General features: G+C 71.8%; 29 protein-coding genes. 19 read left to right on the forward strand and 10 right to left on the reverse strand.

Features of this window, described 5'->3' with window-relative positions; all coding sequences use genetic code 11:
• Positions 1 to 97 precede the first annotated feature (97 nt).
• The 9 genes from def (at position 98) to ACK2IS_RS07695 (ending at position 8,805) form a co-directional block, all read left to right on the forward strand.
• The gene (gene def / locus ACK2IS_RS07655; RefSeq protein ID WP_409485546.1) at positions 98 to 739 is read left to right on the forward strand and encodes a peptide deformylase; all 642 of its coding nucleotides are present in this window, start codon (positions 98 to 100) and stop codon (positions 737 to 739) included.
• 4 nt (positions 740 to 743) lie between these two features.
• On the forward strand, positions 744 to 1,886 hold the full coding sequence (locus ACK2IS_RS07660) for a glycerate kinase (RefSeq protein WP_409485547.1): 1,143 nt from the start codon (positions 744 to 746) through the stop codon (positions 1,884 to 1,886).
• Between the two features lie 159 nt (positions 1,887 to 2,045).
• Positions 2,046 to 2,426, forward strand: a complete 381-nt coding sequence (locus ACK2IS_RS07665) for a HesB/IscA family protein (RefSeq protein ID WP_409485548.1) — start codon at positions 2,046 to 2,048, stop codon at positions 2,424 to 2,426.
• 106 nt (positions 2,427 to 2,532) lie between these two features.
• Positions 2,533 to 3,516, forward strand: a complete 984-nt coding sequence (locus ACK2IS_RS07670; protein WP_409485549.1) for a carbohydrate kinase family protein — start codon at positions 2,533 to 2,535, stop codon at positions 3,514 to 3,516.
• The gene (aat, locus tag ACK2IS_RS07675) at positions 3,513 to 4,208 is read left to right on the forward strand and encodes a leucyl/phenylalanyl-tRNA--protein transferase (RefSeq protein ID WP_409485550.1); all 696 of its coding nucleotides are present in this window, start codon (positions 3,513 to 3,515) and stop codon (positions 4,206 to 4,208) included. The genes ACK2IS_RS07670 and aat overlap by 4 nt, the downstream gene beginning before the upstream one ends.
• 148 nt (positions 4,209 to 4,356) lie before the next feature.
• On the forward strand, positions 4,357 to 5,244 hold the full coding sequence (gene coxB, locus ACK2IS_RS07680; protein WP_409485551.1) for a cytochrome c oxidase subunit II: 888 nt from the start codon (positions 4,357 to 4,359) through the stop codon (positions 5,242 to 5,244).
• Complete coding sequence (ctaD, locus tag ACK2IS_RS07685; protein WP_409485552.1) at positions 5,244 to 6,983, forward strand: cytochrome c oxidase subunit I; 1,740 nt, start codon at positions 5,244 to 5,246, stop codon at positions 6,981 to 6,983. The genes coxB and ctaD overlap by 1 nt, the downstream gene beginning before the upstream one ends.
• Positions 6,984 to 6,985: 2 nt before the next feature.
• Positions 6,986 to 7,390 carry a cytochrome c oxidase subunit 4 gene (locus ACK2IS_RS07690; RefSeq protein ID WP_409485553.1) on the forward strand — a complete coding sequence of 135 codons (405 nt, stop codon included), beginning with the start codon at positions 6,986 to 6,988 and terminating at the stop codon, positions 7,388 to 7,390.
• 182 nt (positions 7,391 to 7,572) lie between these two features.
• A complete protein-coding gene (locus ACK2IS_RS07695; protein ID WP_409485554.1) occupies positions 7,573 to 8,805 on the forward strand; it encodes an Ig-like domain-containing protein in 1,233 nt (410 codons plus the stop codon).
• 416 nt (positions 8,806 to 9,221) lie between these two features.
• Here the strand turns inward: ACK2IS_RS07695 and ACK2IS_RS07700 are convergent, their stop codons facing one another.
• Positions 9,222 to 9,467 (reverse strand): class I SAM-dependent methyltransferase, encoded by a 246-nt coding sequence (locus ACK2IS_RS07700; protein WP_409485555.1) that lies wholly within the window; start codon positions 9,465 to 9,467, stop codon positions 9,222 to 9,224.
• 53 nt (positions 9,468 to 9,520) lie between these two features.
• On the opposite strand from ACK2IS_RS07700, the gene ACK2IS_RS07705 reads away from it, so the two are divergent.
• Positions 9,521 to 10,321 (forward strand): MFS transporter, encoded by an 801-nt coding sequence (locus ACK2IS_RS07705; RefSeq protein WP_409485556.1) that lies wholly within the window; start codon positions 9,521 to 9,523, stop codon positions 10,319 to 10,321.
• A 22-nt stretch (positions 10,322 to 10,343) separates the two neighbouring features.
• On the opposite strand, the gene ACK2IS_RS07710 is transcribed toward ACK2IS_RS07705, so the two are convergent.
• From ACK2IS_RS07710 to ACK2IS_RS07730, 5 genes are all read right to left on the reverse strand, one after another.
• A complete protein-coding gene (locus ACK2IS_RS07710) occupies positions 10,344 to 10,493 on the reverse strand; it encodes a hypothetical protein (RefSeq protein WP_409485557.1) in 150 nt (49 codons plus the stop codon).
• A gap of 310 nt (positions 10,494 to 10,803) precedes the next feature.
• Positions 10,804 to 12,531 (reverse strand): cytochrome b, encoded by a 1,728-nt coding sequence (locus ACK2IS_RS07715; RefSeq protein WP_409485558.1) that lies wholly within the window; start codon positions 12,529 to 12,531, stop codon positions 10,804 to 10,806.
• Positions 12,531 to 13,604 carry a Rieske 2Fe-2S domain-containing protein gene (locus ACK2IS_RS07720; RefSeq protein WP_409485559.1) on the reverse strand — a complete coding sequence of 358 codons (1,074 nt, stop codon included), beginning with the start codon at positions 13,602 to 13,604 and terminating at the stop codon, positions 12,531 to 12,533. Before ACK2IS_RS07720 ends, ACK2IS_RS07715 begins: the two co-directional genes overlap by 1 nt.
• A gap of 47 nt (positions 13,605 to 13,651) precedes the next feature.
• A complete protein-coding gene (locus tag ACK2IS_RS07725; protein ID WP_409485560.1) occupies positions 13,652 to 14,437 on the reverse strand; it encodes a c-type cytochrome in 786 nt (261 codons plus the stop codon).
• 79 nt (positions 14,438 to 14,516) lie between these two features.
• The gene (locus ACK2IS_RS07730) at positions 14,517 to 15,182 is read right to left on the reverse strand and encodes a heme-copper oxidase subunit III (protein WP_409485561.1); all 666 of its coding nucleotides are present in this window, start codon (positions 15,180 to 15,182) and stop codon (positions 14,517 to 14,519) included.
• Positions 15,183 to 15,278: 96 nt separating this feature from the next.
• On the opposite strand from ACK2IS_RS07730, the gene ACK2IS_RS07735 reads away from it, so the two are divergent.
• Together ACK2IS_RS07735 and trpD are read left to right on the forward strand one after the other, a co-directional pair.
• Positions 15,279 to 15,716: a hypothetical protein gene (locus ACK2IS_RS07735; RefSeq protein ID WP_409485562.1), complete on the forward strand. Its 438-nt coding sequence runs from the start codon at positions 15,279 to 15,281 to the stop codon at positions 15,714 to 15,716.
• 20 nt (positions 15,717 to 15,736) lie between these two features.
• The gene (gene trpD / locus ACK2IS_RS07740; RefSeq protein WP_409485648.1) at positions 15,737 to 16,789 is read left to right on the forward strand and encodes an anthranilate phosphoribosyltransferase; all 1,053 of its coding nucleotides are present in this window, start codon (positions 15,737 to 15,739) and stop codon (positions 16,787 to 16,789) included.
• A 30-nt stretch (positions 16,790 to 16,819) separates the two neighbouring features.
• Here the strand turns inward: trpD and ACK2IS_RS07745 are convergent, their stop codons facing one another.
• Together ACK2IS_RS07745 and ACK2IS_RS07750 are read right to left on the reverse strand one after the other, a co-directional pair.
• Positions 16,820 to 17,101, reverse strand: coding sequence for an Lrp/AsnC family transcriptional regulator (locus tag ACK2IS_RS07745; RefSeq protein ID WP_409485563.1), 282 nt, complete (start codon positions 17,099 to 17,101; stop codon positions 16,820 to 16,822).
• Positions 17,098 to 18,927, reverse strand: a complete 1,830-nt coding sequence (locus ACK2IS_RS07750; protein WP_409485564.1) for a DEDD exonuclease domain-containing protein — start codon at positions 18,925 to 18,927, stop codon at positions 17,098 to 17,100. Before ACK2IS_RS07750 ends, ACK2IS_RS07745 begins: the two co-directional genes overlap by 4 nt.
• Positions 18,928 to 19,087: 160 nt before the next feature.
• Here ACK2IS_RS07750 and ACK2IS_RS07755 point away from each other — a divergent pair, with 160 nt between their 5' ends.
• Positions 19,088 to 19,321: a hypothetical protein gene (locus ACK2IS_RS07755; RefSeq protein WP_409485565.1), complete on the forward strand. Its 234-nt coding sequence runs from the start codon at positions 19,088 to 19,090 to the stop codon at positions 19,319 to 19,321.
• Positions 19,322 to 19,442: 121 nt separating this feature from the next.
• On the forward strand, positions 19,443 to 20,798 hold the full coding sequence (locus tag ACK2IS_RS07760) for a hypothetical protein (protein ID WP_409485566.1): 1,356 nt from the start codon (positions 19,443 to 19,445) through the stop codon (positions 20,796 to 20,798).
• Between the two features lie 35 nt (positions 20,799 to 20,833).
• Here the strand turns inward: ACK2IS_RS07760 and ACK2IS_RS07765 are convergent, their stop codons facing one another.
• Positions 20,834 to 22,633: an AMP-dependent synthetase/ligase gene (locus tag ACK2IS_RS07765; RefSeq protein ID WP_409485567.1), complete on the reverse strand. Its 1,800-nt coding sequence runs from the start codon at positions 22,631 to 22,633 to the stop codon at positions 20,834 to 20,836.
• A gap of 189 nt (positions 22,634 to 22,822) precedes the next feature.
• On the opposite strand from ACK2IS_RS07765, the gene ACK2IS_RS07770 reads away from it, so the two are divergent.
• Genes ACK2IS_RS07770 through ACK2IS_RS07790 form a run of 5 tightly spaced genes read left to right on the forward strand, consistent with a single transcriptional unit; the run spans position 22,823 to position 26,325 of the window.
• Positions 22,823 to 23,263 (forward strand): SRPBCC family protein, encoded by a 441-nt coding sequence (locus ACK2IS_RS07770; protein ID WP_409485568.1) that lies wholly within the window; start codon positions 22,823 to 22,825, stop codon positions 23,261 to 23,263.
• Positions 23,263 to 23,664, forward strand: a complete 402-nt coding sequence (locus ACK2IS_RS07775) for a hypothetical protein (protein ID WP_409485569.1) — start codon at positions 23,263 to 23,265, stop codon at positions 23,662 to 23,664. Before ACK2IS_RS07770 ends, ACK2IS_RS07775 begins: the two co-directional genes overlap by 1 nt.
• Positions 23,661 to 24,680, forward strand: coding sequence for an ROK family glucokinase (locus tag ACK2IS_RS07780; RefSeq protein ID WP_409485570.1), 1,020 nt, complete (start codon positions 23,661 to 23,663; stop codon positions 24,678 to 24,680). Before ACK2IS_RS07775 ends, ACK2IS_RS07780 begins: the two co-directional genes overlap by 4 nt.
• Entirely contained in the window at positions 24,677 to 25,648 is a 972-nt protein-coding gene (locus ACK2IS_RS07785; protein ID WP_409485571.1) for an ROK family glucokinase, read from the forward strand. The genes ACK2IS_RS07780 and ACK2IS_RS07785 overlap by 4 nt, the downstream gene beginning before the upstream one ends.
• On the forward strand, positions 25,645 to 26,325 hold the full coding sequence (locus ACK2IS_RS07790) for an endonuclease/exonuclease/phosphatase family protein (protein ID WP_409485572.1): 681 nt from the start codon (positions 25,645 to 25,647) through the stop codon (positions 26,323 to 26,325). Before ACK2IS_RS07785 ends, ACK2IS_RS07790 begins: the two co-directional genes overlap by 4 nt.
• Here ACK2IS_RS07790 and ACK2IS_RS07795 read toward each other — a convergent pair.
• Positions 26,322 to 26,996 carry a hypothetical protein gene (locus ACK2IS_RS07795; RefSeq protein ID WP_409485573.1) on the reverse strand — a complete coding sequence of 225 codons (675 nt, stop codon included), beginning with the start codon at positions 26,994 to 26,996 and terminating at the stop codon, positions 26,322 to 26,324. The genes ACK2IS_RS07790 and ACK2IS_RS07795 overlap by 4 nt on opposite strands.
• Positions 26,997 to 26,999: the final 3 nt, after the last annotated feature.

Consider the following 26,999-nt stretch of genomic DNA (forward strand, 5'->3'; position numbering starts at 1 on the left):
CCTATCCGCCCAGGTGCAGGCCCGGACGGCAGCGCGCGGCCGGGGGCCCGGCGGCGGGTAGGCTCTCCTGGCCGCCATACCGCCTGAAGGAGCCACCATGACCGTCCGTCCCGTCGTCATCCACGGCGAGCCCGTGCTGCACCGGCGGGCCGAGCCGGTAACCGACTTCGGGGCCGAGCTGCGCGAGCTGGTGCAGGACATGTACGACACGATGGACGCCGCCAACGGCGTCGGCCTGGCCGCTCCCCAGATCGGGGTGGGGCTGCGCGTCTTCACCTACGTCATGCCGAACGACGACGGGGTCCCGCCGCGCGGCGTCGTCATCAACCCGGTCGTGACCACCTCGGGCCGCCCGTCCGGAGAGCCGGACGCCCACGACGACAGCGAGGGCTGCCTGTCCGTCCCCGGCGAGGCCTTTCCGCTGCTGCGCCCGTTGCGCGCCCACGTCATCGGCCAGGACGTCGACGGCAGCCGCCTGGAGTTCGACGCCACCGGCTGGTTCGCCCGGTGCATGCAGCACGAGTACGACCACCTCAACGGTTCGCTCTACGTCGACCGGCTCGAGGGGCGCTGGGCCCGCAAGGCCAAGAAGATGCTGCGCGCCCGGGGGTGGAACGTCCCGGGCCTGACCTGGATGCCGGGCGTCGACCGCGATCCCTTCGGCCACGACGAGGTCGAGGACGAGGTGGACGGCTCGGCGCCCGAGCACGAGCGCGGCGAGCACGGCGACCACGACTGAGCCCGTGCGCGTCCTCGTCGCCCCGGGTGCCTACCGCGGCACCCTCACCGCCCGGGAGGCGGCCGACGCCCTGGCCGAGGGCTGGCTGCGCGCCGCCCCGGACGACCAGGTGACGACGCTGCCGCTGAGCGACGGCGGCGAGGGCTTCGTCGCGGTGCTGTCCGGCCTGCCGGGTGCCCGCACCCTGGTCGCCGGCCTGCCCGGTCCTCTCGGTGATCAGGTGCGCGCCGAGATCGCGCTGGTGCCGGGGGAGCGAGGGATCACGGCGTACGTCGAGGCGGCCCAGGTCTGCGGTCTGCACCTGGTCGATCCGGGTCGCCGGGACATCGAGGTCACGACGTCGTACGCCGTGGGTGCCCTGGTGGCCGCCGCGGTCGGCGCCGGGGCGCGCCGCGTGGTCGTCGGGGTCCGTGAGCTCCTCTGCCACGACGCCGGTCTCGGGCTGTGGCGGGCGCTGGCCGGGGATCCGGACGGGCCGGCTCACCCGATGATCGGGACCGGGTCCCTGGACCTGCTCCGGGAGGCGGCTCGACGTCTGGTGGACGTCGAGGTCGAGGTCGCGACGCCCGAGGAACTGCCCCTGCTCGGGCTGCAGGGGGCGGCGGCGCAGCAGGCGCAGGAGCACGGGGCGACGCCCGAGCAGGCGCAGGCCTTGGAGTCGTGGACCGGTGCGCTGGTGGCGCAGGCCGGCCGGGTGCTGCCGCCGCGCACCGACCTGCTCACCGGACGCCCGGTCCGCGTGGACAAGGCCCCCGGCGCCGGTGCCGGGGGAGGCGTCGGCTGGGCCCTGACCCTGCTCGGCGCGCGCCTGGTGCCGGCCGGCGCGCTCGTGGGGGACCTGCTCGGGCTGCCGGCGGCCGCGGCGGGCCACGACCTCCTGGTGACCGGTGAGGGCCGGCTGGACTGGGCCAGCCTGCGGGGGCGGGTCGTCGCGACGGTGGGGGCGGCGGCGGTCGCCGCGGCCCGGCCCGCGGTCGTCGTGCCCGGTCAGAGCCTCGTCGGACGCCGTGAGACGGCCGCCGCCGGGATCAGCGGGATCTACCCGGTCGCCGAGGGGCTGCGGCAGGTGCCGCGATCCCTGGCCGACCCCGCGGGCACCCTGGCCGACCGGTCCGAGCGGGTCGCCCGCACCTGGTCGCGCCCGTAGCCGATCGACGTCGGTGCTGGTGGACGCCGCGGCGCCGGAGCTGGCGACCGCCCACGAGCAGCACCCCGACGACCCCGGGAACACGCAGCGGTGTGCGAAGGTTGACCTTCCTAGCCGACTGCCCGCGCGGCACGCTCCCGAACCACGAAGGACATCGCCATGAGCCTGCAGGACCCCACCACCGACACCGCTACCACCCCCATCGCCGAGGGCGCGCACGGCGTGCAGCTCACGGACGTGGCGGCCGCCAAGGTCAAGAGCCTCCTCGCCCAGGAGGGTCGGGACGACCTGCGCCTGCGCGTCGGTGTCCAGCCCGGCGGCTGCTCCGGCCTCATCTACCAGCTCTACTTCGACGAGCGCAGCCTCGACGGCGACCTGGTGCGCGACTTCGACGGCGTCGAGGTCGTGGTGGACCGCATGAGCGCGCCCTACCTCGACGGCGCGACCATCGACTTCGCCGACACCATCGAGAAGCAGGGCTTCACGATCGACAACCCCAACGCCGGCAGCAGCTGCGCCTGCGGCGACTCCTTCAGCTGAGACGTCGGCGCGCCGGGTCGTCCCGGTCCGCAGGGCCCGTCATACCTCCGCCGGGATCGGGTATGGCGGGCCCTGCGCACGTGCAGGCGTCCTCTAGGCTGTCGCGGTGCGCATCCTCGTGACCGGTTCCGTGGCCACCGACCACCTGCTGACCTTCCAGGGGCGGTTCGCCGACTCCCTGCTCGTCGACCAGCTGGACAAGATCTCGGTGAGCTTCCTCGCCGACACCCTGGACATCCGTCGCGGCGGGGTGGCGGCCAACATCTGCTTCGGCCTGGCCTGCCTCGGGCAGCGGCCGGTGCTGTGCGACGCCGTCGGGCGCGACTTCGACCAGGACTACCGCGGCTGGCTGACCGAGCACGGGGTGGACTGCGACCAGGTGCACGTGTCCGGCGACAAGCACACGGCCCGGTTCATCTGTACGACCGACACGGACCTGGCCCAGATGGCGACGTTCTACGCCGGAGCGATGACCGAGGGTCGTCACATCGACCTGGGCGCCGTGATCGAGCGCCTCGGGGGCGTCGACCTGGTCGTCATCGCGCCGAGCGACCCCGAGCGCATGGTCGCCCACACCGCCTGGTGCCGGGAGCACGGCGTGCCGTTCGTGAGCGACCCCTCCCAGCAGCTCGCGTTCATGGAGGGTCCGGCGATCCGTTCTCTGGTGGACGGTGCGGCCTATCTGTTCACCAACGAGTACGAGCTGCACATGGCCGCGCAGAAGACCGGCTGGACCGTCGACGAGATCACCGACCGGGTGCAGGTGCGGGTGACCACCCGCGGCAAGGACGGCGCCGAGGTCGTGGCCCGTGGGTCGGGGCCGGTCCGGGTCCCCGCGGCGCTCACCGACACCGTCGTCGACCCCACCGGGGTGGGCGACGCCTTCCGGGCAGGTTTCCTGGCCGGGATCTGCGGCGGGCTCGGCCACGAGCGGGCGGCCCAGCTGGGGTCGATGCTCGCCACCCACGTGCTGGAGACCACGGGCACCCAGGAGTACCACCTGGACCGCGAGCGGTTCTCCCGGCGGCTGGCGGAGGCGTACGGCGCCGAGGCGGCCACGGAGATCGCCGCCGCCGTCGACGTGGCGTGACCCCGGTCGAGCCCGTCCCCACGTCCTGGGAGCTGGGGGTCGGGGAGGCTGCGGCGGGGGAGGACCTCGTGGGCTACGGCGCCGACCTCAGCCCCGGCACGGTGCTGGCGGCCTATCGCGTCGGGCTGTTCCCCATGGGGCTCGGCGAGGGCGGGGGACCTCCGCTCGGCTGGTGGTCGCCGGACCCGCGCGGGGTCCTGGAGCTCGACGCCCTGCGCGTCTCCCGGTCGCTGCGTCGGTCCTGCCGGACCTTCGAGGTGCGGGTGGACACGGCCTTCGAGGAGGTCGTGGCGGCCTGCGGCGACCCCTCTCGTGAGGGCGCCTGGATCACCCCGGCCATCAGGCAGGCGTATGCCGAGCTGCACCGGCTCGGCTGGGCGCACAGCATCGAGACCTGGCGCGACGGCGAGCTCGTCGGAGGTCTGTACGGCATCGCGGTGGGTGGGCTGTTCGCCGGTGAGTCGATGTTCCATCGCGTGACCGACGCGTCCAAGGCCGCGCTCGTCGCCCTGGTGGACCTGCTCGGCCGGGACCTGGTGGAGGTCCGGGGCGGGGGCGGGGACCGGCTCGTGGACGTGCAGTGGGCGACCGACCATCTCACCAGCCTGGGAGTGAGCACCCTGCGCCGGACGGACTACCTCGCGCGCCTGCCTCGGCTGCTGGCCACGCGCCTGCCTGCGGCCTGGTGCTGACCCCGTCGCGTCGTCCTCGTCACACCCCGTCCGGCCTCTTCGGGCGCGTGTGGGGGAGTCATCCGGGTTCGGTTCAGGGTAGGGTGCCCATGTCTGTCCCATGTACTTGTCAGCCCTGTAGTTAGCCTCATGTCGGAAGGTGCGTCTGTTGCGCAGGCACGATGACTCATCCCGAGCGGCCTCCCGGGTCCGCGCCGTCGTCGGCGCCGGGACCTTGCTGGTGCTCACCCCCTTGCTCGGCGGATGCAGCGAGGCCGTCACCCGCGGCTTCCTCCCGCGCGGAGCCACCACGTCGACCGACCGCATCGAGAACCTCTGGGTCTGGTCCTGGATCGCGGCTCTCGTGGTCGGCTGCATCGTGTGGGGCCTGACCATCTACTGCATGGTGGCCTTCCGCCGCAAGAAGTCCGACACGGGCTACCCGGCGCAACTGCGCTACAACGTGCCGATCGAGATCTTCTACACCGTCGTGCCGATCCTCATGGTGGGCGTGCTGTTCTACTACACCGCCCGCGACGAGGCCGCGCTGCTCGACACCTCCACCAAGCCCGACGTGCGGGTCAACGTCGTCGGCAAGCAGTGGAGCTGGGACTTCAACTACGTCGACGCCAACACCTACGTGGACGGCGTCCAGGCCGACCTCACCGGCCAGCCCGGGGCGGAGGCAGGGCTGCCGACCCTCGTCCTGCCGGTGCACAAGCGCGTCGAGTTCGTCCTGACCACGCGTGACGTCATCCACTCCTTCTGGGTGCCGGCCTTCCAGCAGAAGCTCGACATGATCCCGGGCCGGGTCAACAAGTTCCAGGTCGTGACCGACCGCGAAGGCACCTACAAGGGCAAGTGCGCCGAGCTCTGCGGCGCCTACCACTCCCAGATGCTCTTCAACGTCAAGGTCGTGTCCCAGGCGGAGTACGACAAGTTCCTCGCCGACCAGAAGGCGGCCGGCAAGGTCGGTCAGCTCGATAACGGCCTCAACCGTGAGAAGATCGAGCCTGCCCAGCAGACCCTCATCCCGACCAGCCAGGGGAGCAACTGATGGCCACAGCAACGGCGCAAGCGCTGCCTGGGACTGAGCGCAAGCACTCGCTCGGGACCCAGATCGCCAAGGTCCTGACGACGACCGACCACAAGGTCATCGGCAACCTCTACTTCGTCACGTCGTTCATGTTCTTCCTCATCGGTGGTCTGCTCGCGGTCCTCATCCGCCTCGAGCTGTTCCAGCCGGGGCTGCAGATCGTGGACAACCCCGAGCAGTTCAACCAGCTGTTCACGATGCACGGCACGATCATGCTGCTGCTGTTCGCGACGCCGCTGTTCGCCGGCTTCGCCAACGCCCTCGTCCCGATCCAGATCGGGGCTCCCGACGTCGCGTTCCCACGGCTGAACGCGCTGGCCTACTGGATGTACCTCTTCGGCGGACTGGTGGCGGCGTTCGGCTTCCTCACCCCGGCCGGCGCGGCGTCCTTCGGCTGGTTCGCCTACGCACCGCTGTCCGATGCGACCTACAGCCCCGGTCTCGGTGGCGACCTGTGGGTCTTCGGCCTGACCCTCGGCGGTTTCGGCACCATCCTGGGCTCGGTCAACTTCATCACCACGATCCTGTGCATGCGTGCGCCCGGAATGACGATGTTTCGCATGTCGGTCTTCACCTGGACGATCCTGGTCACCTCCATCCTGGTGATCATGGTCTTCCCGGTGCTGGCAGCTGCCCTGTTCGCGCTCGGCGCGGACCGTAAGTTCGGCGCCCACGTCTACGACCCGGCCAACGGCGGCCCCGTGCTGTGGCAGCACCTCTTCTGGTTCTTCGGTCACCCCGAGGTCTACATCATCGCGCTGCCGTTCTTCGGCATCATCAGCGAGGTCATCCCGGTCTTCTCCCGCAAGCCGATCTTCGGGTACAAGACCCTGATCTTCGCCACCGTCGCGATCGCCGCCCTGTCGATGTCGGTCTGGGCCCACCACATGTACGTCACCGGGCAGGTCCTGCTGCCCTTCTTCTCGGTGATGACCATGCTGATCGCGGTCCCGACCGGTGTGAAGTTCTTCAACTGGATCGGCACGATGTGGGGTGGCTCGCTCACCTTCGAGACGCCGATGATCTGGGCGATCGGCTTCATCGTCACCTTCTGCTTCGGCGGGCTGACCGGCGTCATCCTGGCCAGCCCGGCCATGGACTTCCACCTGTCCGACTCGTACTTCGTGGTGGCGCACTTCCACTACACGATCTTCGGGACGGTGGTCTTCGCGATGTTCTCCGGCTTCTACTTCTGGTGGCCGAAGTTCACCGGCAAGATGCTGGACGAGCGGTGGGGCAAGATCCACTTCTGGCTGCTCTTCGTGGGCTTCCACGGCACTTTCCTGATCCAGCACTGGCTGGGTGTGGACGGCATGCCGCGTCGGTACGCGGACTACCTGCCCGAGGACGGCTTCATGTTCTTCAACCAGATCTCCACGTTCTTCTCGATCCTGCTCTCGCTGTCGATGCTGCCGTTCATGTGGAACGTCTGGATCACGCACCGCAAGGCGCCCAAGGTCCTGGTCGACGACCCGTGGGGCTACGGCGGGTCTCTGGAGTGGGCGACCTCGTGCCCGCCCCCTCGTCACAACTTCGACAGCATCCCGCGGATCCGCTCCGAGCGTCCCGCCTGGGATCTGCACCACCCGGACGCCGAGGGTGCGCACCCGGTCGCCGACCCGGCCACGATGGAGCGCCTCGGCGCGCAGTCGGCCGACCGCGACGCCAGCACCTCCGCCGCGCGAGAGGACGTGCGCTGAGCATGAACGCTGCCATCAAGCTGTTCAGCGTCCTGGGCACCTTCTTCATCCCGGTGGGCCTGGTGTACGGATTCGTCACCGGCTTCCACGAGCCGGTCGGCGTGGTCGCGCTGCTTCTCCTCGTCCCCATGATGTGGATGGTGGCGTTCTACCTTCGGGCGACCGTCAAACGCCTGCCCGGTCTCGGCCCCGAGGACAACCCGCGTGGCGAGATCGCCGACGCCGAGGGCGACTACGGCTTCTTCGCACCGCAGTCCTGGTGGCCCATCGTGGCGGCTGGTGCGGCCGCCATGCTCTTCATGGGGCTGGCCGTTGGCTGGTGGTTCTTCCTGCTGGCGTTGATCCTGGGTGTGATCGGCCTGTTGGGCTGGGTGTTCGAGTTCTTTCAGGGACCCCACCACGTGTGACCGCTCGTGCAACCATCCGGGCCCCGCTGACGTCTTGTCAGCGGGGCCTCGGCATGTCGGCAGGGCCCGGGGCGGGGGCGATAACGATTCGTGGTCGACCTGGTGCAGTGCGTCAATCCACCTGCACCGCACGCGAGCGACGCCGGTAGCCTGAACCGGAACACCGAGGGGAGACGAATACGATGACGTCCAGGACGACCGCCACGGCCGTGGCGATGGCGCTGGTGCTGGCTGGGGGCCTGAGCGCGTGCAGCAACGACGAGCAGCCCGCACAGGGCGCCCGGACGGTGCAACCGGCGGGCGCCAGCGCCGGCGGGTCCACGGCACGCCCAGCGCCCTCGTCGACGGCGCCTGCTCCTCCTGCCAAGGTCGTCATGACCCCCGCCGACCGCTCCGAGGGTGTTCCGCCGAGCTCGCCGGTCAAGGTAGCGGTGACCGGTGGAGAGGTCTCCGACGTCAAGGTCGTCGCCCGGGAGGGAGAGCCGATCGAGGGCACCTTTGCCGACGGCACCTGGACGCCCAGGCGCAACCTCAAGCTCGACACGACGTACGACGTGACCGCCACGATCACCCGCGCCGACGGGACCACGCAACCGGTCAAGAGCTCCTTCGCCACCCTACGCCCGGGCACCGTCGCCAAGTACGCGCTCACCCCCATGGAGGACAGCGTGGGTGTGGGGATGCCGGCGATGGTGTCATTCTCCTCGTCGGTCAAGGACCCGAGGTTCAAGGCCGAGGTTGAGAAGCACCTCAAGGTCACCACCACGCCCGCCGTGGCCGGCTCCTGGGGCTGGGTCGACGACCGTCGTGTCATGTGGCGACCGGCGAGCTACTGGAGACCGGGCACCAAGGTCACCGTCGAGGCTCTCCTGGACGGGGTCCAGACCGGCAAGGACAAGTGGGTGACCCGGGACGACAAGGAGCAGTTCACCATCGCCCGGTCCCAGGTCGCCAAGGTGGACATGAAGACCCACCAGATGTCGGTCTTCCGGGACGGCAAGCTCGTCAAGACGATCCCGGTCACCACCGGGAAGCCCGGTTTCACGACTCGCTCGGGCACCAAGGTGATCATGGAGAAGGTCGGCCACATGACCATGGACTCCGAGACCGTCGGCATCCCCAAGGGCGACCCGAACTACTACAAGCTCGACACCGAGTGGAACATGCGCCTGACGACCACCGGCGAGTTCCTGCACGCGGCCCCCTGGTCGCAGTGGGCCCAGGGCAGGCAGAACGTCTCCCACGGGTGCACGAACATGAGCATGGCCGACGCCAAGTGGATGTTCGACACCGCAATGGTCGGGGACCCCGTGGAGTTCACGGGGACCGACAAGCCCTTCCTGGACGAGGAGGGCATCACCGTGTGGCAGTACACCTGGACCGATTGGCAGAAGAAGAGCGCCCTCCCGCGCTGAGCCGCCGGCCGGGGGACACTCGCCGAGGCGAGCAGACCGCGGCTGCCGGGGAAGCGGCGCGGGAAGGAGGGGCGACGCCCGTCACCTCCTCGATCACCGGCGCTGGTGGGTGCTCGCCGACGTGCTGACCCTGTGCCGGGTGAGGTACTGCCTGCGTCACCGACCCGATGCCGGTGGGGACGGATACCTTTCCTTCTCCTGACGCTCGCGCGAACATCCGGTGGCGGCGACGCTCAGCAGGCGACAAAGAAAGCGTTGCAGCCCTGGAACTCCCGGAGACCGGGATAGGGCTGCAGACGGGCGGCGGCGTCGGGTGAGAGGGTGTCGAAGTAGGACCGGGGGTCTCATGATCCGCGACGGCGACACCCGTGGTGGGGGTCACCTGGACGTCGTGGAGGTGTCGCCGGAGGACCTTCTCACCGCTCTCGGGTCATGAAGACGAGGGGTTCGGTGTCCGGGCCGGCGGCGCCGAGGAGATCGGCGAGGTGCTGCTGGCCGTTCGTCACCGCGACGATGATCCGGCCCGCCCGCAGGACCCGGCACACCTCGGCGAGGGTCTGGTCCAGGTCGGGGACGTGATAGAGCATCCACATCGCGACGACGGCGTCGAACTGCCCGTCGGCATACGGCAGAGCGGTGGCGTCGACGACCTCCGCAGGCACACCTGCGTGACCTGGTCGCCGACGAGGCGTTCACCGACGCCACGGGCAGGCTGATGGCGACGACTTGGTTGGGTCTGATCGTCGGCCCCTCCGTCGCCGGCCTGCGGCTCACCTTTGCGACCCCGGTGTGGCTGTGCGCCGTCGACGCGGCGTCCTTCCTCGTCGGGATCGCCTGTGTGGCGCTGCTGCGCCGGCCTGAGTCCCGCCCGCAGGTCACGGCGAGGGGTTTGGGGGAGCGGTGGCACCTGATCATCGACGGGGTGGCTCTGGTATGGCGCGACGCGCGCCTGCACGCCCTGGTGGTGTCCTGGACCGCGTTCGCCGGGCTGGCCGGCGCCTTCTCCCCGGTCAGCCAGGTGTTCTACCTGCGCGAGCTCGGCTTCACGCCCAGCGAGTACGCGCTGATCCTCGGCCTGCCGTCGATCGGCGGCCTCGCCGGCTCGTGGGTCACCCGGCACGGGGCGGAGCGGCTCGGCCTCGACCGGACGCTGCGGCTCGCGTCGTGGGGCCGCTCGGCCCTCTACCTGCTATACCCGCTCCTGGTCGGCGGCACGCTCGGCGTGGTCCTGACCGCAGTGCTGTTCGCGGCGACCCTGTTCACCACCAGCCTGGCGAACTCGTCCATGGGTGCGATCCGCGTCCGAGCCACCCCGGGCACGCACCAGGCCCGCGTGGCGGCGCTGTGGTCCTTCACCGGTATGGCGGCCGGGCCCGTCCTCATCGCCGCGACGACGCCGGCCCTGCAGGCCTTCGGTCCCCGGCCCGTCCTCGCCGGCATCTGCGTGGCCGTCGCGCTGATCCCGCTCCTCCTGCCACGCGCCACGGGCGGCTCCGCGGCGGGGGACACCTGCTGACGCCGGGCCAGGATGCCGGGCCTCAGTGGGCGACGAAGACCGCGTTGCAGCCCCGGAACTCCCTGCGGCCGGGGTAGGGCTCCAGACGGACCGCAGCGCCGGGGGAGAGGGTGGCGAGGTAGGTCCGGGCCGTCTCGTGATCTGCCACGGCGACACCGCTGGTAGGGGTCACCTGGACCCCCTGCACCCGATCTCCAGGATGCGGTGCGCCGCAGCCGTCCTCAGGGCTGCGATCGCCAGGTCGGCGGGAGATTCTCCGGGTGCGCTCGGCGACCAGAAGCCCGACCGGATCTGCAGCCTCTCCGTGGTGCCGTGCTGGCGGTCCATCGACTGCGGGTCGCTGCCCGGCATGGCCGTCGTCATGCCCGAGACACCAGTCGCGACCGATAGGGGCTGCCCGTCGGCCGCGCTCCTTCCCCTGGCGGACGGGCGGAGGCCCTTCCCCGACGGGGAAGGGCCTCCGCGACGGACCGACACGACGGTCAGTGCTGGCGCTCGACGACACCACCCGGCTCACGAGTGGCCTCGATCGCCTCGGTGCCGTGGCCGTCGTGATGGGCGGCGGCCAGCTCGGCCGGGGTGACAGCCGGAATGTCGTCCTTGAAGAACCAGCGCGAGAGCCGCGCGCGACGCTTCTCCGACGCGGTCCCCGGGCGCGGGATGCCGTTGGCGTCCGTGGCGGCGCCGAGCTCCAGCGGACGGTCCTGCTCGTGCTGGACGAGGTTCCAGCGGGTGTACTCGTCCAGGGGCTCGTGCTTCTCGTAGAAACGACCCTCGGCGGTCCGGATGATCCGACCGGTCTCGCGGCCGTGGAGCACCATGTCCCGGTCACGTCGCTGCAGCGCCAGGCAGATCCGTTTGGTGATGGCGAAGACGACGAACGGCAGGAAGAGGAAGGCCAGACGGAAGGTCCAGGTGATGTCGTTGATCGACAGGTGCAGGTGGGTGGCCATGAGGTCGTTGCCTGCGGCGGCCCACAGGATCGTGTAGGCCGTGATGGCCGCCATGCCCAGCGCGGTGCGGGTCGGGGCGTTGCGCGGACGTTGCAGCAGGTGGTGCTCCCGGTCGTCCCCGGTGATCCAGCGCTCGAAGAAGGGGTAAGCGCCCAGGATGACGTAGACGAGGGGGAGCAAGACCAGCGAGCCGATCAGGATGCCGTAGGTGAAGGTGAAGCCGCCGATGCTGAACTCGGTCCAGCCGGGCATCAGGCGCAGGGCGCCGTCTGCGAAGCCCATGTACCAGTCCGGCTGCGACCCCGCGGTGACCTGGGTGGGCTCGTAGGGGCCGTAGTTCCAGATCGCGTTGATGGTGAACAGGCTGGAGATCAGCGCGATGATGCCGAAGACGATGAAGAAGAAGCCTCCGGCCTTGGCCATGTAGACCGGCATCAGCGGGTAGCCGACGACGTTCTCGTTCGTGCGACCCGGCCCGGGGTACTGGGTGTGCTTGTGGACCACCAGCAGCACCAGGTGCGCAGCCAGGAGTCCGACCATGATGGCGGGCAGGAGCAGCACGTGGGCCGCGAAGAGGCGGGGGATGATGGCTTCGCCGGGGAAGGTTCCGCCGAACAGGAAGTACACGAAGTACGACCCGATGACGGGGATGGTGAGCATGAAGCCCTGCGCCGCCCGCAGACCGGTGCCGGACAGCAGGTCGTCGGGCAGCGAGTAGCCGGCGAAGCCCTCCACGAGCGCGAGCATGGCGAGGACGGCACCGATGACCCAGTTGATCTCACGCGGCTTGCGGAAGGCCCCGGTGAAGAACACGCGGAACATGTGGCACACCACGGCGACGACGAAGAGCAGGGCCGCCCAGTGATGGATCTGACGGATGAGCAGGCCGCCGCGGACGTCGAAGCTGATGTTCAGCGTCGAGCGGTACGCCTCGGACATGTGGATGCCCTTGAGCGGCACGTAGCTGCCGTCGTACTGCACGTGCCCGGCGCTCGGCACGAACCACATGGTGAGGAAGACACCCGTGATCAGACAGATGATCATCGAGTACATCGCGACCTCGCCGAGCATGAACGACCAGTGGTCCGGGAAGACTTTGCCGAGCATGTGGCCGAGGCCCTTGGCGGCCCCGGTGCGGTCGTCGACCCAGGTGCCGACGCCGGCGGCGCCACCCGGCTTGCGGACGGTGCGCACCTCGCGGATGTCGTCGGCGCGCAGGGCGTCGGGGGTACGGGTGGATCGGGTGCTCGTGCTCATCAGCCACGCTCCCAGAAGCTCGGGCCGACGGCCTCGGCGAAACCGGACTCGGCGACGAGGTAGCCCTCGTCGTCCACATTGATCTTCAGCTGGGGCAACGGACGGTGCGCCGGCCCGAAGATGACCTTGCAGTCCTGCGTGACGTCGAAGGTCGACTGGTGGCAGGGGCACAGCAGGTGGTGCGTCTGCTGCTCGTAGAGGCCCACCGGGCACCCCACGTGCGTGCAGATCTTCGAGTAGGCAACGATACCTTGGTACCCCCAGTCACGGGCCTTCTTCACCTTGAGGTCTTCGGGGTCGAGACGCATCAGCAGGACGGAGGCCTTGCCCTTCTCGTCCAGCGGGTGCTCGGCCTTGTCGATGCCCTCGGGCAGGACGTGGAACACCGAGCCGATCGTCACCTCGTCGGCGCGGATCGGCAGCATCTCGGGGTCGCGCATCAGCCGGGGGCGACGGCCCTTCGGCCAGTGCTTCTCGTCCCAGAAGGTGGTGGACAGGGCATTGCCGGGCAGCGGCCCGAGCCCGCCGACGAGCGGGAGGACCAGAGGGAGCGCGAAGAGCCCGAGAGCGCCGCCGAGCGTCATCTTGATGAGCGGGCGCCGGTTGAGCTGGGCCATCTCGGCGCCGTCGGACACGACCTTGGCGAACTCGGCACGCTCGGCGTCGGTGCTGCGCAGCGGGTGGCGCTCCTCGACGACCTCGTGGTCGGGCATCAGGGTCTTGGCCCAGTGGACCGCACCGGCGCCGATGAAGAACAGGCTGACCGCGAGCGTCAGCCCGAGCGCGAGGTGCATGACGTTGCCCTGACCGATGAAGGGCACCCCGACGTACTTGTCACGGGGGATGACGAAGTAGGCCACGAGAAACGCGAGCGTGCCCAGCATGGACAGGATGAACATGGTGGCGACCTGCAGCTCGGCGCGCTTGGCCGCGGCCGGGTCGGTGTCGGCCAGGCGCTGCACGTGCGGCGGCAGGCCGGGGTTCTGGAATCGCTCGGGGATCCCGCCGTCGCCGACGACGTGGCCCTGGTCGAGGCGCACGGCGCCCTTGCCGAACTCGCTGGATTCAGTCATGCGATGTGAGCCCTCATCAGGAACGGGGTGGGAGGGGTGGTCGTTCATCAGGCGGCCTTCTTGCCCAGCCAGACGGCGGCCAGGACCATCAGGCCGATGCCCACGGTCCAGGCCACCAGGCCCTCGGACACCGGGCCGAGCGCACCGAGGGAGATCCCGCCGGGGTTGCGCTCCTTGTCCATCTCGTCGAGGTAGGTGATGACGTCCCGCTTGGCCTCGGGGGAGAGGTTGGCGTCGGAGAAGACGGGCATCGACTGCGGCCCGGTCAGCATGGCCTCGTAGATGTGCTTGCCCTCGACCCCGCGAAGGGTCGGGGCGTACTTGCCGCGCGTCAGGGCGCCGCCGGCGCCGACGGCGTTGTGGCACATGGCACAGTTGACGCGGTAGATCTCACCACCCTTGGCGGCGTCCCCACCGCCCTCGGTGAACTCGGCGGCCGGGACCGCGGGACCCTCGCCCAGCGTCGCGACGTAGGCGCCGACCTGCTCGATCTCCTTGTCGGAGAACTGCTTCTTGTTGCGAGGAGCCTGCACGTTGGGCGCGGCCAGGGGCATCCGGCCGGTGCCCATCTGGAAGTCCACCGAGGCCGCGCCGACACCGGCGAGGGTGGGGGCGTCCGGGCCACCCTGGGCGTTGGCGCCGTGACAGCTGGCGCAGTTGGCGAGGAAGAGCTGCTTGCCGGCCTTGACGTCCTCGTCCGAGCTGGCGGTCGCGCGGGCCGTGGCGACCTGCGGCTTGGCGAGGGCATACGCGGTGCCGATCGTGAAGAGCATCACGAGGAGGAGTACGAACAGCGTGGCGGGGTGCCTGCGCCGGGCTGCCAACCGGTTCACGGGATGGTCCTGTCGTCGACGGTCAAGGATGGGGTGCTGCGAGGTTCGGTGTCGCTCTGCAGAGCGGAAGGGGCGTCCGTCACTTCAGGATGTAGATGACGAAGAACAGGCCGATCCACACCACGTCCACGAAGTGCCAGTAGTAGGAGGTCACGATGGCCCCCGCCGCCTGCGCGTGGGTGTAGCGCCGCGTGGTGAAGCTGCGCGCGATGATCAGCAGGAAGGCGATCAGACCGCCGGTGACGTGGATGGCGTGGAAGCCGGTGGTCATGTAGAAGACCGAGCCGTAGCCGTTCGACGCGAGGGTGACCCCCTCGCTGCACAGCTTGGCGTACTCCCAGGCCTGACCCGAGACGAAGACCGCACCGAAGAGGTAGGTGAGCGTGTACCACTCGCGCATGCCCCACGTGCGGAACTCCAGCAGCCGCCCGGTGCGACCGGGGCGACCGCGCTCTGCGGCCACGACGCCCATCTGGCACCAGAACGAGGAGATCACCAGGATCAGTGTGTTCGCGAAGGCGAACGGCACGTTGAGCTTCTGGGTCTCCGAGGTCCACTGCTCCGGGACCACGCCGCGGATCGTGAAGTACATCGCGAACAGGCCCGCGAAGAACATGAGCTCGCTCGAGAGCCAGACGATGGTGCCCACGGCCACGAGGTTGGGACGCGTGGCCGGGCCGAGCGAGGCGTGGTGGGAGCTGGGTTGCACAGCGGATGCAGTCGACACGCGGTCATCTTGCCCCATAACGAGGACTCTTGCCCAACAGACACGGCAGAGGAATCCCAGGTAGACATGGGACGCTGACGATCGCGCTGCCTGGCGAAGGCTAGGATCGGCGCCATGACCGCGAGCCACACCGCCAGCTCCAGTGCCACCAGCGCCCCCCGCGGGCTGCGAGTCCTGCTCTACTCCGACGACGTGACGACCCGGGACAAGGTGCGCCTGGCGGTCGGCAAGCGCCCGGCCCCGGACGTGTTCATCGAGGCCTGGCACGAGGTGGCCACGGGCGAGATGGCCATCCGCGACACGGAGAACGGCGCCTTCGATCTGCTCATCCTCGACGGCGAGGCCGCCAAGGTGGGCGGCATGGGCTTGGCCCGCCAGCTGAAGAACGAGGTCTACGACTGCCCGCCGATCCTGGTCCTCACCGGTCGCCCGCAGGACAGCTGGCTGGCCGCGTGGTCGCAGGCGGACCTCGCCGTGCCGCACCCGCTCGACCCCCTGGCCCTGGCGACCGGCGTCTGCGCTCTGGTGCGGCGCCACCACGCCGCGGTCTGACCGGCCGCGTGACCAAGATCATGGGCTCGCCCACCTGGCCCACGGTCCTCAGCGCCCTGGTGGCCGGGCAGGACCTCACCGTCGGGCAGGCCCGATGGGCGATGGCCCAGATCATGGGCGGGCTGGCCAGCCCGGCCCAGGTGGCCGGCTTCCTCATGGCCCTGCGGGTCAAGGGGGAGACCATCGACGAGATGCGCGGGCTGGCGGACCAGATGCTCGCCGAGGCACGGCCGATCGAGGTCCCGGGCCCGACGCTGGACATCGTGGGCACGGGGGGAGACCGGGCCGACACCGTCAACATCTCGACGATGTCCGCGCTCGTCATCGCCGGGGCAGGGGTCCGGGTGGTCAAGCACGGCAACCGCGCAGCCTCCTCCAGCTCGGGCTCCGCCGACGTGCTGGAGGCCCTCGGCGTCTCGCTGCACCTGCCGCCCGCGCGGGTGGCCGAGGTCGCGTCCGAGGCGGGGATCACCTTCTGCTTCGCCCAGACCTTCCACCCCTCGATGGCGCACGCGGCGGTGCCGCGGCGCGAGCTCGGGGTCGGCACGGCGTTCAACTTCCTCGGGCCCCTCACCAACCCTGCGCGCCCGACCTTCGTGGCCGTCGGCTGCGCCGATGCGCGTATGGCGCCGCTCATGGCCGGCGTCCTCGCCGAGCGAGGTGGACGAGCTGCCGTCTTCCGCGGCGACGACGGGCTCGACGAGGTCACGGTGTCCACGACGACCTCGGTCTGGTGGGTCGCGGACGGCGAGGTGACGCTGCGATCGCTCGATCCGGGGGACCTCGGCCTCGAGCGGCACGAGCTGTCCACCCTGGTGGGTGGGGATGCGGCGCACAACGCCGAGGTCGTGCGCGCGCTCGTGGGCGGGGACAGGGGTCCTGTCCGGGACGCGGTCCTGCTCAACGCCGGTCTGGCGCTGGCCGTCGCCTCCTCGGAGCATGCTGCCGGCTCGAGCGACGACGCGACCTGGCTCGCCCTGGTGCGCGAGGGGGTCGTGCAGGCAGCCCGTTCGATCGACGAGGGGCTCGCCGCCCAGGTGCTCGCGCGCTGGGTGGCGGCGACCGCAGACTGACGGGAACCGGCCGGGGCGGCCCGCCGATCGTCAGCCCTCCAGGCCCAGGCTGAAGGCAGCCTCGAGGTCGCTGCGGGAGTAGGTGCGAAAAGCGATGTGTGTCTGGGTGCCCCGGACTCCGGCGACCTTGTTGAGCCGGTCGGCGATGACGTCGGCGAAGTCCTCGTGCCGCGCCACCCGCACCATCGCGATCAGGTCCACGTCGCCGGTGACCGACCACACCTCGGTGACCCCGTCGATGGCGGTGATCGCCTCGGCGACCTCGGGGATGCGGTCCACGTCGGCGGTGATCAGGACGATGGCGGAGATCATGACGACAGCCTAGCCGCGGGTCGCCCCGGGGACGGCCAGGGCAGATCGCCGTCCGGGTCGCGCAGCGCGGCCACCAGTGGCTCCAGCCGGGCGTGCTCGCGCTGGGCACCCCGGGCCGGACAGGACCACTCGCCGTCCAGGTCGACCAGCCGGACCCCGTCGGCCTCGAGCCAGCGCAGGACGAGCTCCATCTCCTCGACGCCCGCGGCGTGCCGCCCAGGTGGCGGGGTCGGCACGTCCTCGGCGGTCCGCCGCAGGGCCTCGAGGTGGGGGACGGGGTCGGCGCCGGGTGGGGTGGTGGCCGCCCCGGCGAACCGGCCGTGACGGACGCAGACGAGTTCCCACCCTCCGCCCGGGAGCCGCCGCGCAGCCAGGATCTCGCGGCTGCGCGCGAGCGGGAGCAGTCGTTGGGCTCGGCTGGCTCCGCGGACCAGGGCGAGCATCCGGTCCCGGACGTGCCCGGCCTCCTCGAACCGCTCGTCCTGCGACAGCACCGTCATCCTGCCCTGCAACCGGTCGACGACCTCGGTGCAGTCGTGGGCGAGCGCGGCACGCACGCGGGCCGTGACCTCGGCATACGCCTCGCGATCCTGGGCGCCGGTGCAGGGGGCGCCGCACCGTCCCATCTCGGCGAGCGCGCAGGCGGTCCCGCGAGGGTGGACGGGCAGGCGGCGCGTGCACTGCCGGACCGGCAGCACCTCGTGGAGGGCGGCCAGGGCGGACGCAGCGGCAGCCTGCGAGGTGAACGGGCCGCAGGACACCGCCCCCTCGTGCCGCACCTCCCGGACGATCGACAGTCGCGGGAAGGTCTCGCGGGTGAGCGTGATCCACACGACCTTGTCCGGGTGGCGCGAGCGCCGGTTGTAGCGCGGCTGGTGCTCGGCGATGAGGCGCAGCTCGCGGACCTGCGCCTCGAGCCGGGTCGCGCACACCACCGGCGTGATCGACTCGGCGAGAGCCACCATCTCGGCCATCCGGGAACGGCGCTCGGAGGCCGTGAAGTAGGTGCGGACCCGGGATCGGATGTCCTGCGAGGTCCCGACGTAGAGCGCGCGGCCCTGGGCGTCCTTGAAGACGTAGACCCCCGGGCGGGCGGGCAGCCCGTCGGCAAGGTGGCGCTTGCGACGCTGGGCCGGGGAGACCCGCGAGGTGAAGGTGCGCAGCTCGTCGAGGGTCACCACGCCCTGGTTGCCCACGCGCTCGATCAGGGCGTGCAGGACGCCGACCGTGGCCCTGGCGTCGTGCAGGGCCCGGTGGTCGGGGATCGTGCGGGTCGAGAAGAGCGCCGCGAGGGTGCCGAGCTTGTGGTTGGGCGCCTCGTCACGCGGGACGAGCTGGCGTGCCAGATGCACCGTGTCGACGACCGGGGGGTCCGGCCACTCCAGGCCCTCCGCCTCGCACGCGGCTCGCAGGAAGCCGACGTCGAAGCGGGCGTTGTGCGCCACCAGGACCGCGCCGCGCGCGAACTCCAGGAACGCGGGCAGGACCTGCCCGATGCCGGGTGCGTCGGCGACCATCTGGTCGGTGATCCCGGTCAGCACCGAGATGAAGGCGGGGATGTGGGCGCCCGGGTCGACCAGGGTCTGGAACTGTCCGAGCTCGACCCCGCCACGCACCTTGACCGCCCCGATCTCGGTGATCGCCGACGTGGCGGGGCTGCCGCCGGTGGTCTCGAGGTCGACCACCACGAAGGTCGTGCGGGCGAGGGTGGGGCCGAGCTCGTCGAAGGTGCCCTGCACGCCGGCCGGGACCCCGGTGGTCCCGGCGCCGGGCGCGAGGGCCCACGAGCCGGGTCCGGCGGCGCGGGCGAGGGGCGGGGTGCTCATGGTGCAGACCTTAGGGCGGAACACCGACAGACCTCGGGCAGAGCCCGTGAGCAGGGGGTATGTCGGTGGTGGCACCTAACGTCGTCCATGACGGCTCGCCGAGCCGCCGCCCGGCTCACCGGGCCCCCGGGCACCACGGTGTCCTGGACAAGGAGACCCCATGCTGCTGGAGTGCCGCACCTGCCCCGCCCGCGGGGACGCCTGCCGCGACTGCCTCGTCAGCGCCCTCGTCGACGGACCCTCGGTGGCCCTGGACCCGCGCGAGTCGGGAGTCGTCGCGCAGTTCCTGGCGGCCGGGCTGGTCACGCCCGACCACGCCGCAGGGCTGCAGGCCCGGCTCGCGCCGGTCGGGCCTGCGGGGCGGGCGCCCCTGGCCGTCGGTCGCGCGGGCTGATCCGGGCGCCAGGCGTCCCACGTCCAGTCGTCCGGCGGGCAGGACCCGGCGGACAGGGCCTCGGGGACGGGCGGCGCGCGGCCCGCTCCCAGGCGTGGACCGCCGGCCTAGAGTGCCCGGCATGGATCAGCCCGGGCGGGACCGTGGGAACTCGCTGCGCCCCTTCGTCGTCGGCGCGCTGGTGGCCTGCCTCGTCGTCCTGCTGGGCGTGCTCGGCCTGTCCTGGTGGGCGACGAGCGGCGACCCTCGCCCGCCTTCCCGGTCGTCCGCCGGCGCCTCGGCGACCGCCGCCGCGGGCCCCGGGAGTCCGGGCAGCGGGGCGGGCTCCGCAGCCCGGGCCGAGCTCCAGGAGCTCCTCGACCGGCGTGCCGAGGCGGCCCGCAGCGGGGACGAGTCCGGGTGGCTGGCCCCGCTCGACCGCTCGCGTCCTGGTCTGGTCGCCCGCCAGCGAGCGTGGTGGCGGGCGCTGCGGCTGCTGCCGACGTCGAGCTTCACCCTGCGGCTGGCCGGTGGCGCATCCTTCGCCGAGACCCGGCCGGAGCGGGCGTCGGGGGGACCGCTGGAGGTCCCGGTCGTCGGTGAGTGGGGGCTCGTCGACCACGACGCCAGACCGGCCCACCTGCTGCGCACCCTCGTGGTGCGCCGAACGGGCGGCGGGTGGCAGGTGCTGGACGACAGGCCGGCGACGGACGTGCTGTCTCCGCTCGACCTCGACGGTCTCGTCGCCCGGGACACGCCGGCCGGAGCCGTGCTGGGCAACGCCCCGACGGGCCGGCTGGACGAGGTAGCCGCGCTCCTGCCCCAGGCCCAGCGGGTCGTCGACGGGGTGTGGGGACCGGCGCCGACCCGACCGGTCGTCGTGCTCCCCGCCACCGAAGGGGAGTTCGCGGCCCTCGCCGGGCGCGCGGGCACCTCGGTGCGCGGGGTCGCCGCCGTGACCTACGGCGAGCTCGAGACGGGCCGGCTCTCCCGGGGCGACAAGGTGATCCTCAACCCCGCCGCCTGGGACCGGCTCGGTGAGCAGGGGCGTCGCATCGTGCTCACCCACGAGCTCGTCCACCGCGCCGTCCGGACCACCACCACCCACCCGGTGCCGCAGTGGCTCTCCGAGGGCTATGCGGTCTGGGTGGGCTACCACGGGTTGGACGTCGACCGCCGCGCCGCCGCGCCCGAGCTGCTCGCCCGCGTCCGGGCCCAGGGCGCGCCGGATGACCTGCCTGGGGACGCGTCCTTCGACCGGGCGGACCCGGGGACGGCCTACGACGAGTCGTGGCTCGCCGTCGAACGACTGGTGCAGGACCACGGCGAAGCCGCGGTGACGGGCTGCTACCGCTCGCTGGCGGAAGGCACCGCGGACGAGCAGGCCTGGGCTCGTCTCGGCACCACCCGCGCCGCCCTGGTCGCAGCCTGGCGTCGCGACCTGGAGCGGCTCTCCCGGCCGGGTCGACCTGAGGGAGCCCCGGGCGGGGAAGGGTAGGAGAGCCGGGGCCCGGCCCATCCGCGACGTCCGGCTCAGTCCCGAGCGCCCGATCCGCCGTACAGCTCGTCGATCTGCGCCGCGAAGTCCTTGACGACCAGGTGCCGCTTCACCTTGAGCGAAGGCGTGAGGTAGCCGTTGGCCTCGGTGAAGTCGTCCTCCAGGATCGCGACCTTGCGGATCGACTCGGCCCGGGAGACGGCCTCGTTGGCGTGGGCCATCGCGGCGTCGATCTCCTTGAGGACCCGCGGGTGGGTGCGGGCCTCCTCCAGGCTCACGCCGTCCAGGCCATGCCGCTGCGCCCAGCTGGGCCACATCTCCGGGTCGAGGGTGACCAGGGCGCCGATGAACGGCCGCTGGTCGCCCACCACCACGCACTGCGACACGACCGGGTTGGAGCGCAGCCGGTCCTCCAGCACGGCGGGCGCGACGTTCTTGCCCCCGGCGGTGACGATGATCTCCTTCTTGCGGCCGGTGATCCGGATGTGCCCGGTGTCGTCGATCGACCCGAGGTCACCCGTGCGGAACCACCCGTCGACGAAGGCGTCAGCCGTCGCTGCGTCGTTGTTGTGGTAGCCGCGGAAGACGTTGATGCCGCGGGTCTGCAGCTCCCCGTCCTCGCCGACGCGCACCTCGACACCGGGCATCGGGTGCCCCACGGTGCCGATCTTGAGGTCGGTGACGGCGTTGACGGCCATCGGCGCGGTGGTCTCGGTGAGCCCGTAGCCCTCCAGCACCGTGACCCCGAGCCCACGGAAGAAGTGCGCCAGGCGAGGACCGAGGGGAGCCCCGCCGGACACGGCATACTGCACCTGACCGCCCATGGCGTCCCGCAGCCTGGCGTAGACGAGCCGGTCGTAGAGCGCGTGCTCGGCCCGCAGCCGCAGGGGGACATGGCCCTCGTCGAGGGCTCGGCTGTAGGCGATGGCGACGCGCGCCGCGGCGTGGAAGATCTTGTTGGTCCGGCCCGCCTCGGCCTTCTGCTCGGCCCCGACGTAGATCTTCTCCAGGACGCGCGGGACGACCAGCAGGAAGGTAGGACGGAACTCCGCGAGGTCGGGCAGGAGGTTCTTGATCGAGGGGGAGTGGCCGAACCGCAGGCCGTAGTCGACCACCAGGACCTGGATCATGCGGGCGAAGACGTGGGCGAGGGGCAGGAACATCAGGGTGGACGCGTCGGCCACGACCTCGGGCAGGTAGTGACGGGTGTTGTCGGACAGGCACATGAAGTTGGCGTGGGTGAGCTCCACGCCCTTGGGGCGCCCGGTCGTGCCCGAGGTGTAGATGATGGTGGCCAGGTCGTCCGGCCCGGCGAGGGAGGCGCGCTCGCGCACCGTCTCCTCCGAGATCTCCTTGCCGGCCTCGACGAGCCGGTCCAGGTCACCGCCCTCGATGCTCCACACGTGGGCGAGGCGCGGGACGCGGCCCCGCACGGCGGCCACCCGCGCCGCGTGGTCGGGCCCCTCGAGCACCACGCCGACCGCGTCGGTGTCCTCCAGGATCCAGGCGACCTGCTCGGGGGAGCTGCTCTCGTAGATGGGGACCCCGACGGCCCCGGCGGTCCACAGCGCGAAGTCGGTCAGCGTCCACTCGTAGCGCGTGGCCGCGAAGATCGCGACCCGATCCCCGGGCGCCACCCCGGCGGCGATGAACCCCCGCGCCAGCGCCCACACCTCGTCCCGCCAGCTCGCCGACGTCACGTCGTGCCAGACGCCGTCCACGCGGCGGCCGAAGACCACCCGGTCGGGGTGCCGGGCCGCGTTGCGGGTCACCAGGCCTGCGAGGTTTCCCTCGGTCGGCGGGGGGACGATGATCGGCGTGCTGGTCGCGTCCACGCGAGCTCCTGTCGGTTGGCAATGCTGGTCTTGGTCTGGCCAATGCCGGGATGACGTGCAGGGATGAGAGTCGGGAGGCGCCTCGAAGGCTATCGGCAACTCGTGGTTACCGGAGGGTAGTAGCCGTGGGGCGGATCGGCAGGTCGAGGTGGTGCTCCCCACATCGACCGTGCTGGCTAGGCTGGGGCCATGGCAGACCGCACCGAGTCCAGCATCGTCATCGCCGCCCCGCCAGCCACGGTCCTGGACGTCATCGCCGACGTCGAGTCCTACCCGAGGTGGAACACCGAGTTCACCGCCGTAGAGGTCCTCACCGAGGACGAGGGGTGGGCCGAGCAGGTGCGCTTCGCCCTCGAGGCAGGGCCGGTCAAGGACCGTTACGTCCTGGCCTACGACTGGGACGTGGACCAGGACGCCCTCGGTGTCGTCTCCTGGCACCTGGTCGAGGCGGGCGTGCTCAAGGCCATGGACGGGTCCTACACCCTGGCCCAGGCCGACGGCGGCACCCGGGTGACCTATGCCCTGACCGTCGACGCCAGGCTCCCCATGCCCGGCGCGATGCGGCGCAAGGCCGAGCGGCGCATCGTCGAGGCAGCCTTGCAGGGTCTCAAGGCGCGCGCCGAGGGTTGATGGCCGACCACGCACCCCGCGGCGGCACTCCCGTCGAGCAGGAGGCGGCGCGGCTCAAGGCGGCGCTGCGCGAGCGCATGCCGGCCCGGGCCGGCGATCCCGGGCCTGGCTGCGGCGGCCGATCCGAGCCTGGCCGGTCCGGGCCCGGGTGCGCCGGACCGGACTGCCCCCTGTGCCGCGTCAACCGGTTCGCCCACGAGGTGGCCGCTGCCCTCACCCCGGACCTGCTCGAGCAGGTCGGGCGTGGCCTGGGCACGCTGGGGCGCACCCTGACCGACTGCGCCGACGCCCTGCGCCGGCATACCCCCGACGACGGGACCACCCACCGAGCCGGGACCACCGATCACGCCGAGCCCCCGGTCCCGCAGACCGGCCCCCACCCGCACGAGGAGACCGCATGACCCTGACCATCGGCCTGGACGTCGGCGGCACCAAGATCGCCGGAGCCGTCGTGGACGACGGCCGGGTGGTCGCGCGGGCACGCCGTGAGACGGGCATCCCGAGCGCGGAGTCCGTCGCCGCGGGCTGCGCGGACCTGGTGCGCGAGCTGGCGCAGCACCACCGGGTCGAGGCGGTCGGCATGGCGGTGGCAGGCTTCGTCGACAAGGCCGGTGCCAACGTCGTCTACGGCACCAACCTCGGCATGCAGGACGAGCCGATGAAGCAGCGCATGGAGTCGCTGGTCGACCTGCCCGTGCTGCTCGACAACGACGCCAACGCCGCCGCGTGGGGCGAGTTCCGCTACGGCGCCGGGCGGGGCAGCGACGACATGCTCCTCGTGACCGTGGGCACCGGCATCGGCGGCGGGATCGTCGTGGACCGGCGACTCCTGCGCGGTGCCTACGGCTTCGCGGCGGAGATCGGTCACGTGCAGCTGGTGGCGGACGGACCGCTCTGCGGCTGCGGCAACCGCGGCTGCTGGGAGATGTACGCCAGCGGCAGCGCGCTGCTGCGCTCGGCCAAGGAGCTGGTGGCCTCGGGCACGCCGCACGCCGCCCGGCTGCGCGCCGCGGCCGGCGGCCGGGCCAAGGACCTCAAGGGCCAGGCCGTCACCGAGCTGGCCCGCCAGGGCGACCTGGCCAGCCAGGAGCTGCTGGAGGACCTGGGTCGCTGGCTGGGCCGCGGCTGCGCGAGCATGACGGCCGTCCTCGACCCGGAGCTGATCGTCATCGGCGGCGGCGTCGTCGATGCCGGGGATCTCCTGCTCGACCCGGCCCGCCGGGCGTACCTGCGGCACCTGACCGCGCGCGGTCACCGCCCCACCCCCCGCCTCGTCGCGGCGACGCTGGGCAACGACGCGGGGATGATCGGCGCGGCCTCCGTCGCGGCGGAGTTCGGTGCCCGGTCGGATCACGGCGAGAGCGACGACCACGGCGTCGAGGGCGCCGGGGCGCCGCACGAGGGGCGGCCCGCGTGACCGGCCTGGCCATCGGCATCGACATCGGGGGCACCAAGGTCGCGGGCGGGGTCCTGGGCCAGGACGGCTCCGTCGTGTGCCGAGCCCGCCGGGACACGCCTCACCGCAGCAAGGCCCCCGAGGTCGTCGAGGACACCATCGTCGGCGTGGTCGATGACCTGCTGGCCGAGGTGGACGCCTCGGTCGTCGCGGTCGGCATCGGGGCGGCGGGCTGGGTCTCCGCGGACCGGGCGACGGTGCTCTTCGCCCCGCACCTGTCGTGGCGCAACGAGCCGCTGCGCGAGCGGCTGGCCGCGCGGATCGACGCCCCGGTGTACGTCGACAACGACGCCAACGCCGCCGGGTGGGCCGAGCATCGGTTCGGCGCCGGCCAGGGCGAGACCCACCTGATGATGATCACGCTGGGCACCGGCATCGGCGGCGCCCTCGTGCTCGACGGGGCGGTGCAGCGCGGGCGCTTCGGGGTGGCCGGGGAGTACGGCCACATGATGGTGGTCCCCGGAGGTCACCGCTGCGAGTGCGGCAACCGTGGCTGCTGGGAGCAGTATGCCTCCGGCAACGCGCTGGTCCGCGAGGCCCGCAGCCTGCTGCTCGCGAACTCACCGCTCGCCCACGACCTGCTGCAGCGCCTCGGGGGCGAGCCGCAGGACCTCACCGGCCCGGTCATCACCGAGTCCGCGCAGGCGGGCGACCGTACCTGCGTGGAGCTCATCGCGGACGTGGGCCGCTGGCTCGGCACCGGGCTGGCCAACCTCGCGGCGGCCCTCGACCCGGGGACCTTCGTGATCGGCGGCGGGGTGAGCGCGGCGGGCGACCTGCTGCTCGAGCCCGCACGGGAGACCTTCGCCCGCGAGCTGACGGGACGTGGCTACCGTCCGACGGCCCGGATCGTGCAGGCCCGGCTGGGCAACGAGGCCGGCATGATCGGGGCCGCCGACCTGGCCCGGTCCGCCGTCCTGGCCGGGTGACCTCCGCGCAGCGGCCGGTGCGCGTCGCGAGCTACAACCTGCGGGACCTCCTCGACGACCGGCAGGCCGCCGCGACGGTGGTGCGGGCGATCGACCCCGACGTGCTGCTCCTGCAGGAGGTCCCGCGCCGGGCCTGGCCCGCGCCGCGGGTGCGGTCCTGGGCCCGGGCCGCCGGCCTGCGCTGGCCGGGTAGTCACCAGGGGGCCGGCGGGACCACGGTGATGGTCTCCGACCGGGTGGTGGTGGCGTCGTGCGTGCACCGCGGGCTGCCCGTCCCACCAGGCCAGCGCACCAGGGGGTATGCCGAGGCGGTGGTGCAGCTGCCCGGGGGCCGACGCCTCACCGCAGCCAGCATCCACCTCGGCCTCTACGAGGGGCAACGGCTGCGGCACGTCCGGCAGGTCCTGGCGAGCCTGCCCGCCACGGGCCCGCTCGTCGTGGGGGGCGACCTCAACGAGGGGCAGGGCGCACCGAGCTGGACGACGCTGGCCGCGCGGCTGACCGCGCTGTCGCCGCCCGTTCCGACATACCCCTCCTGGGACCCGGTCTCGCGCCTGGACGTGGTGTGGGGTCGGGACGTCGACGTCCTCGCCGGACCCGAGCCCTGTCTGGACCCCGACCTGCTGTCCCGGGCCACGGATCACCTGCCGGTGTGGGTGGACCTGCAGGTCGGCTAGAGCCGGGCGCCGTCGTCGAAGGGGTCCTCCTCGCGTCGGTCTCGAGGCAGCCGCACGACGAGCCCGACGAAGGCCGCGACGGTGGCCAGGCCCAGCAGCCACATCAGGATCCTGGGGCTGGTGCGGCCGGTCAGCGTCATCACGATCAGCAGCAGGGGACAGACCACCAGACCCACGGCGATGGCCCACCACGCGGGATCACGCTCCAGCGACGGCATCGGGGCGGGCGGGGGCGGGGTGTAGGTCTCGTCGTCCGGATCCGGGCCGGGGGACCAGGAGCGGTGGTCGGAGGCCATCGACAGGCCCGTGCCGTCGCGGTAGACGAGCCACCGGTCGGTCGCACGCTGCTGCTGGGCGGTCGGGGTGTCGGGCGCCGGGGGGACCAGCGGGTCGGGCGGGGGCTCCGGGACGGCGGGCGTGGTCGGTCCGGTCGGCCGGGGTGCCGTCCGGGCCGACGGGCCGGGCGACGGGGTCGCGGTCTGGTCGTCAGGGCCGGGCAGGGGTGTCCCGGCGGGGCCGGTGGGACGGGCCCCGTCCCGGTCCGTGGGGTGACGGTCCCTGCCTGCGCGACGGTCGACGCCGGGGCGCTCAGGCAGGTCCGCCTCCTCGTCCCAGCTCGCCATGATCTGCGCGAAGCGCGCGTCGATGTCGTCGGGGTCGGTCGTCGCCATGGA

It is taken from the genome of Arsenicicoccus dermatophilus (genome assembly GCF_046267915.1).
Taxonomy (GTDB): Bacteria; Actinomycetota; Actinomycetes; order Actinomycetales; family Dermatophilaceae; genus Arsenicicoccus; species Arsenicicoccus dermatophilus_A.

Coding starts and splice junctions, on each gene's coding strand:
- def (WP_409485546.1), top strand. CDS start 98: ATGACCGTCCGTCCCGTCGTCATCCACGGCGAGCCCGTGCTGCACCGG.
- ACK2IS_RS07665 (WP_409485548.1), top strand. CDS start 2,046: ATGAGCCTGCAGGACCCCACCACCGACACCGCTACCACCCCCATCGCC.
- ctaD (WP_409485552.1), top strand. CDS start 5,244: ATGGCCACAGCAACGGCGCAAGCGCTGCCTGGGACTGAGCGCAAGCAC.
- ACK2IS_RS07690 (WP_409485553.1), top strand. CDS start 6,986: ATGAACGCTGCCATCAAGCTGTTCAGCGTCCTGGGCACCTTCTTCATC.
- ACK2IS_RS07695 (WP_409485554.1), top strand. CDS start 7,573: ATGACGTCCAGGACGACCGCCACGGCCGTGGCGATGGCGCTGGTGCTG.
- ACK2IS_RS07705 (WP_409485556.1), top strand. CDS start 9,521: ATGGCGACGACTTGGTTGGGTCTGATCGTCGGCCCCTCCGTCGCCGGC.
- ACK2IS_RS07715 (WP_409485558.1), bottom strand. CDS start 12,531: ATGAGCACGAGCACCCGATCCACCCGTACCCCCGACGCCCTGCGCGCC.
- ACK2IS_RS07720 (WP_409485559.1), bottom strand. CDS start 13,604: ATGACTGAATCCAGCGAGTTCGGCAAGGGCGCCGTGCGCCTCGACCAG.
- ACK2IS_RS07730 (WP_409485561.1), bottom strand. CDS start 15,182: ATGGGGCAAGATGACCGCGTGTCGACTGCATCCGCTGTGCAACCCAGC.
- ACK2IS_RS07735 (WP_409485562.1), top strand. CDS start 15,279: ATGACCGCGAGCCACACCGCCAGCTCCAGTGCCACCAGCGCCCCCCGC.
- trpD (WP_409485648.1), top strand. CDS start 15,737: ATGGGCTCGCCCACCTGGCCCACGGTCCTCAGCGCCCTGGTGGCCGGG.
- ACK2IS_RS07745 (WP_409485563.1), bottom strand. CDS start 17,101: ATGATCTCCGCCATCGTCCTGATCACCGCCGACGTGGACCGCATCCCC.
- ACK2IS_RS07750 (WP_409485564.1), bottom strand. CDS start 18,927: ATGAGCACCCCGCCCCTCGCCCGCGCCGCCGGACCCGGCTCGTGGGCC.
- ACK2IS_RS07755 (WP_409485565.1), top strand. CDS start 19,088: ATGCTGCTGGAGTGCCGCACCTGCCCCGCCCGCGGGGACGCCTGCCGC.
- ACK2IS_RS07760 (WP_409485566.1), top strand. CDS start 19,443: ATGGATCAGCCCGGGCGGGACCGTGGGAACTCGCTGCGCCCCTTCGTC.
- ACK2IS_RS07770 (WP_409485568.1), top strand. CDS start 22,823: ATGGCAGACCGCACCGAGTCCAGCATCGTCATCGCCGCCCCGCCAGCC.
- ACK2IS_RS07775 (WP_409485569.1), top strand. CDS start 23,263: ATGGCCGACCACGCACCCCGCGGCGGCACTCCCGTCGAGCAGGAGGCG.
- ACK2IS_RS07780 (WP_409485570.1), top strand. CDS start 23,661: ATGACCCTGACCATCGGCCTGGACGTCGGCGGCACCAAGATCGCCGGA.
- ACK2IS_RS07795 (WP_409485573.1), bottom strand. CDS start 26,996: ATGGCGACGACCGACCCCGACGACATCGACGCGCGCTTCGCGCAGATC.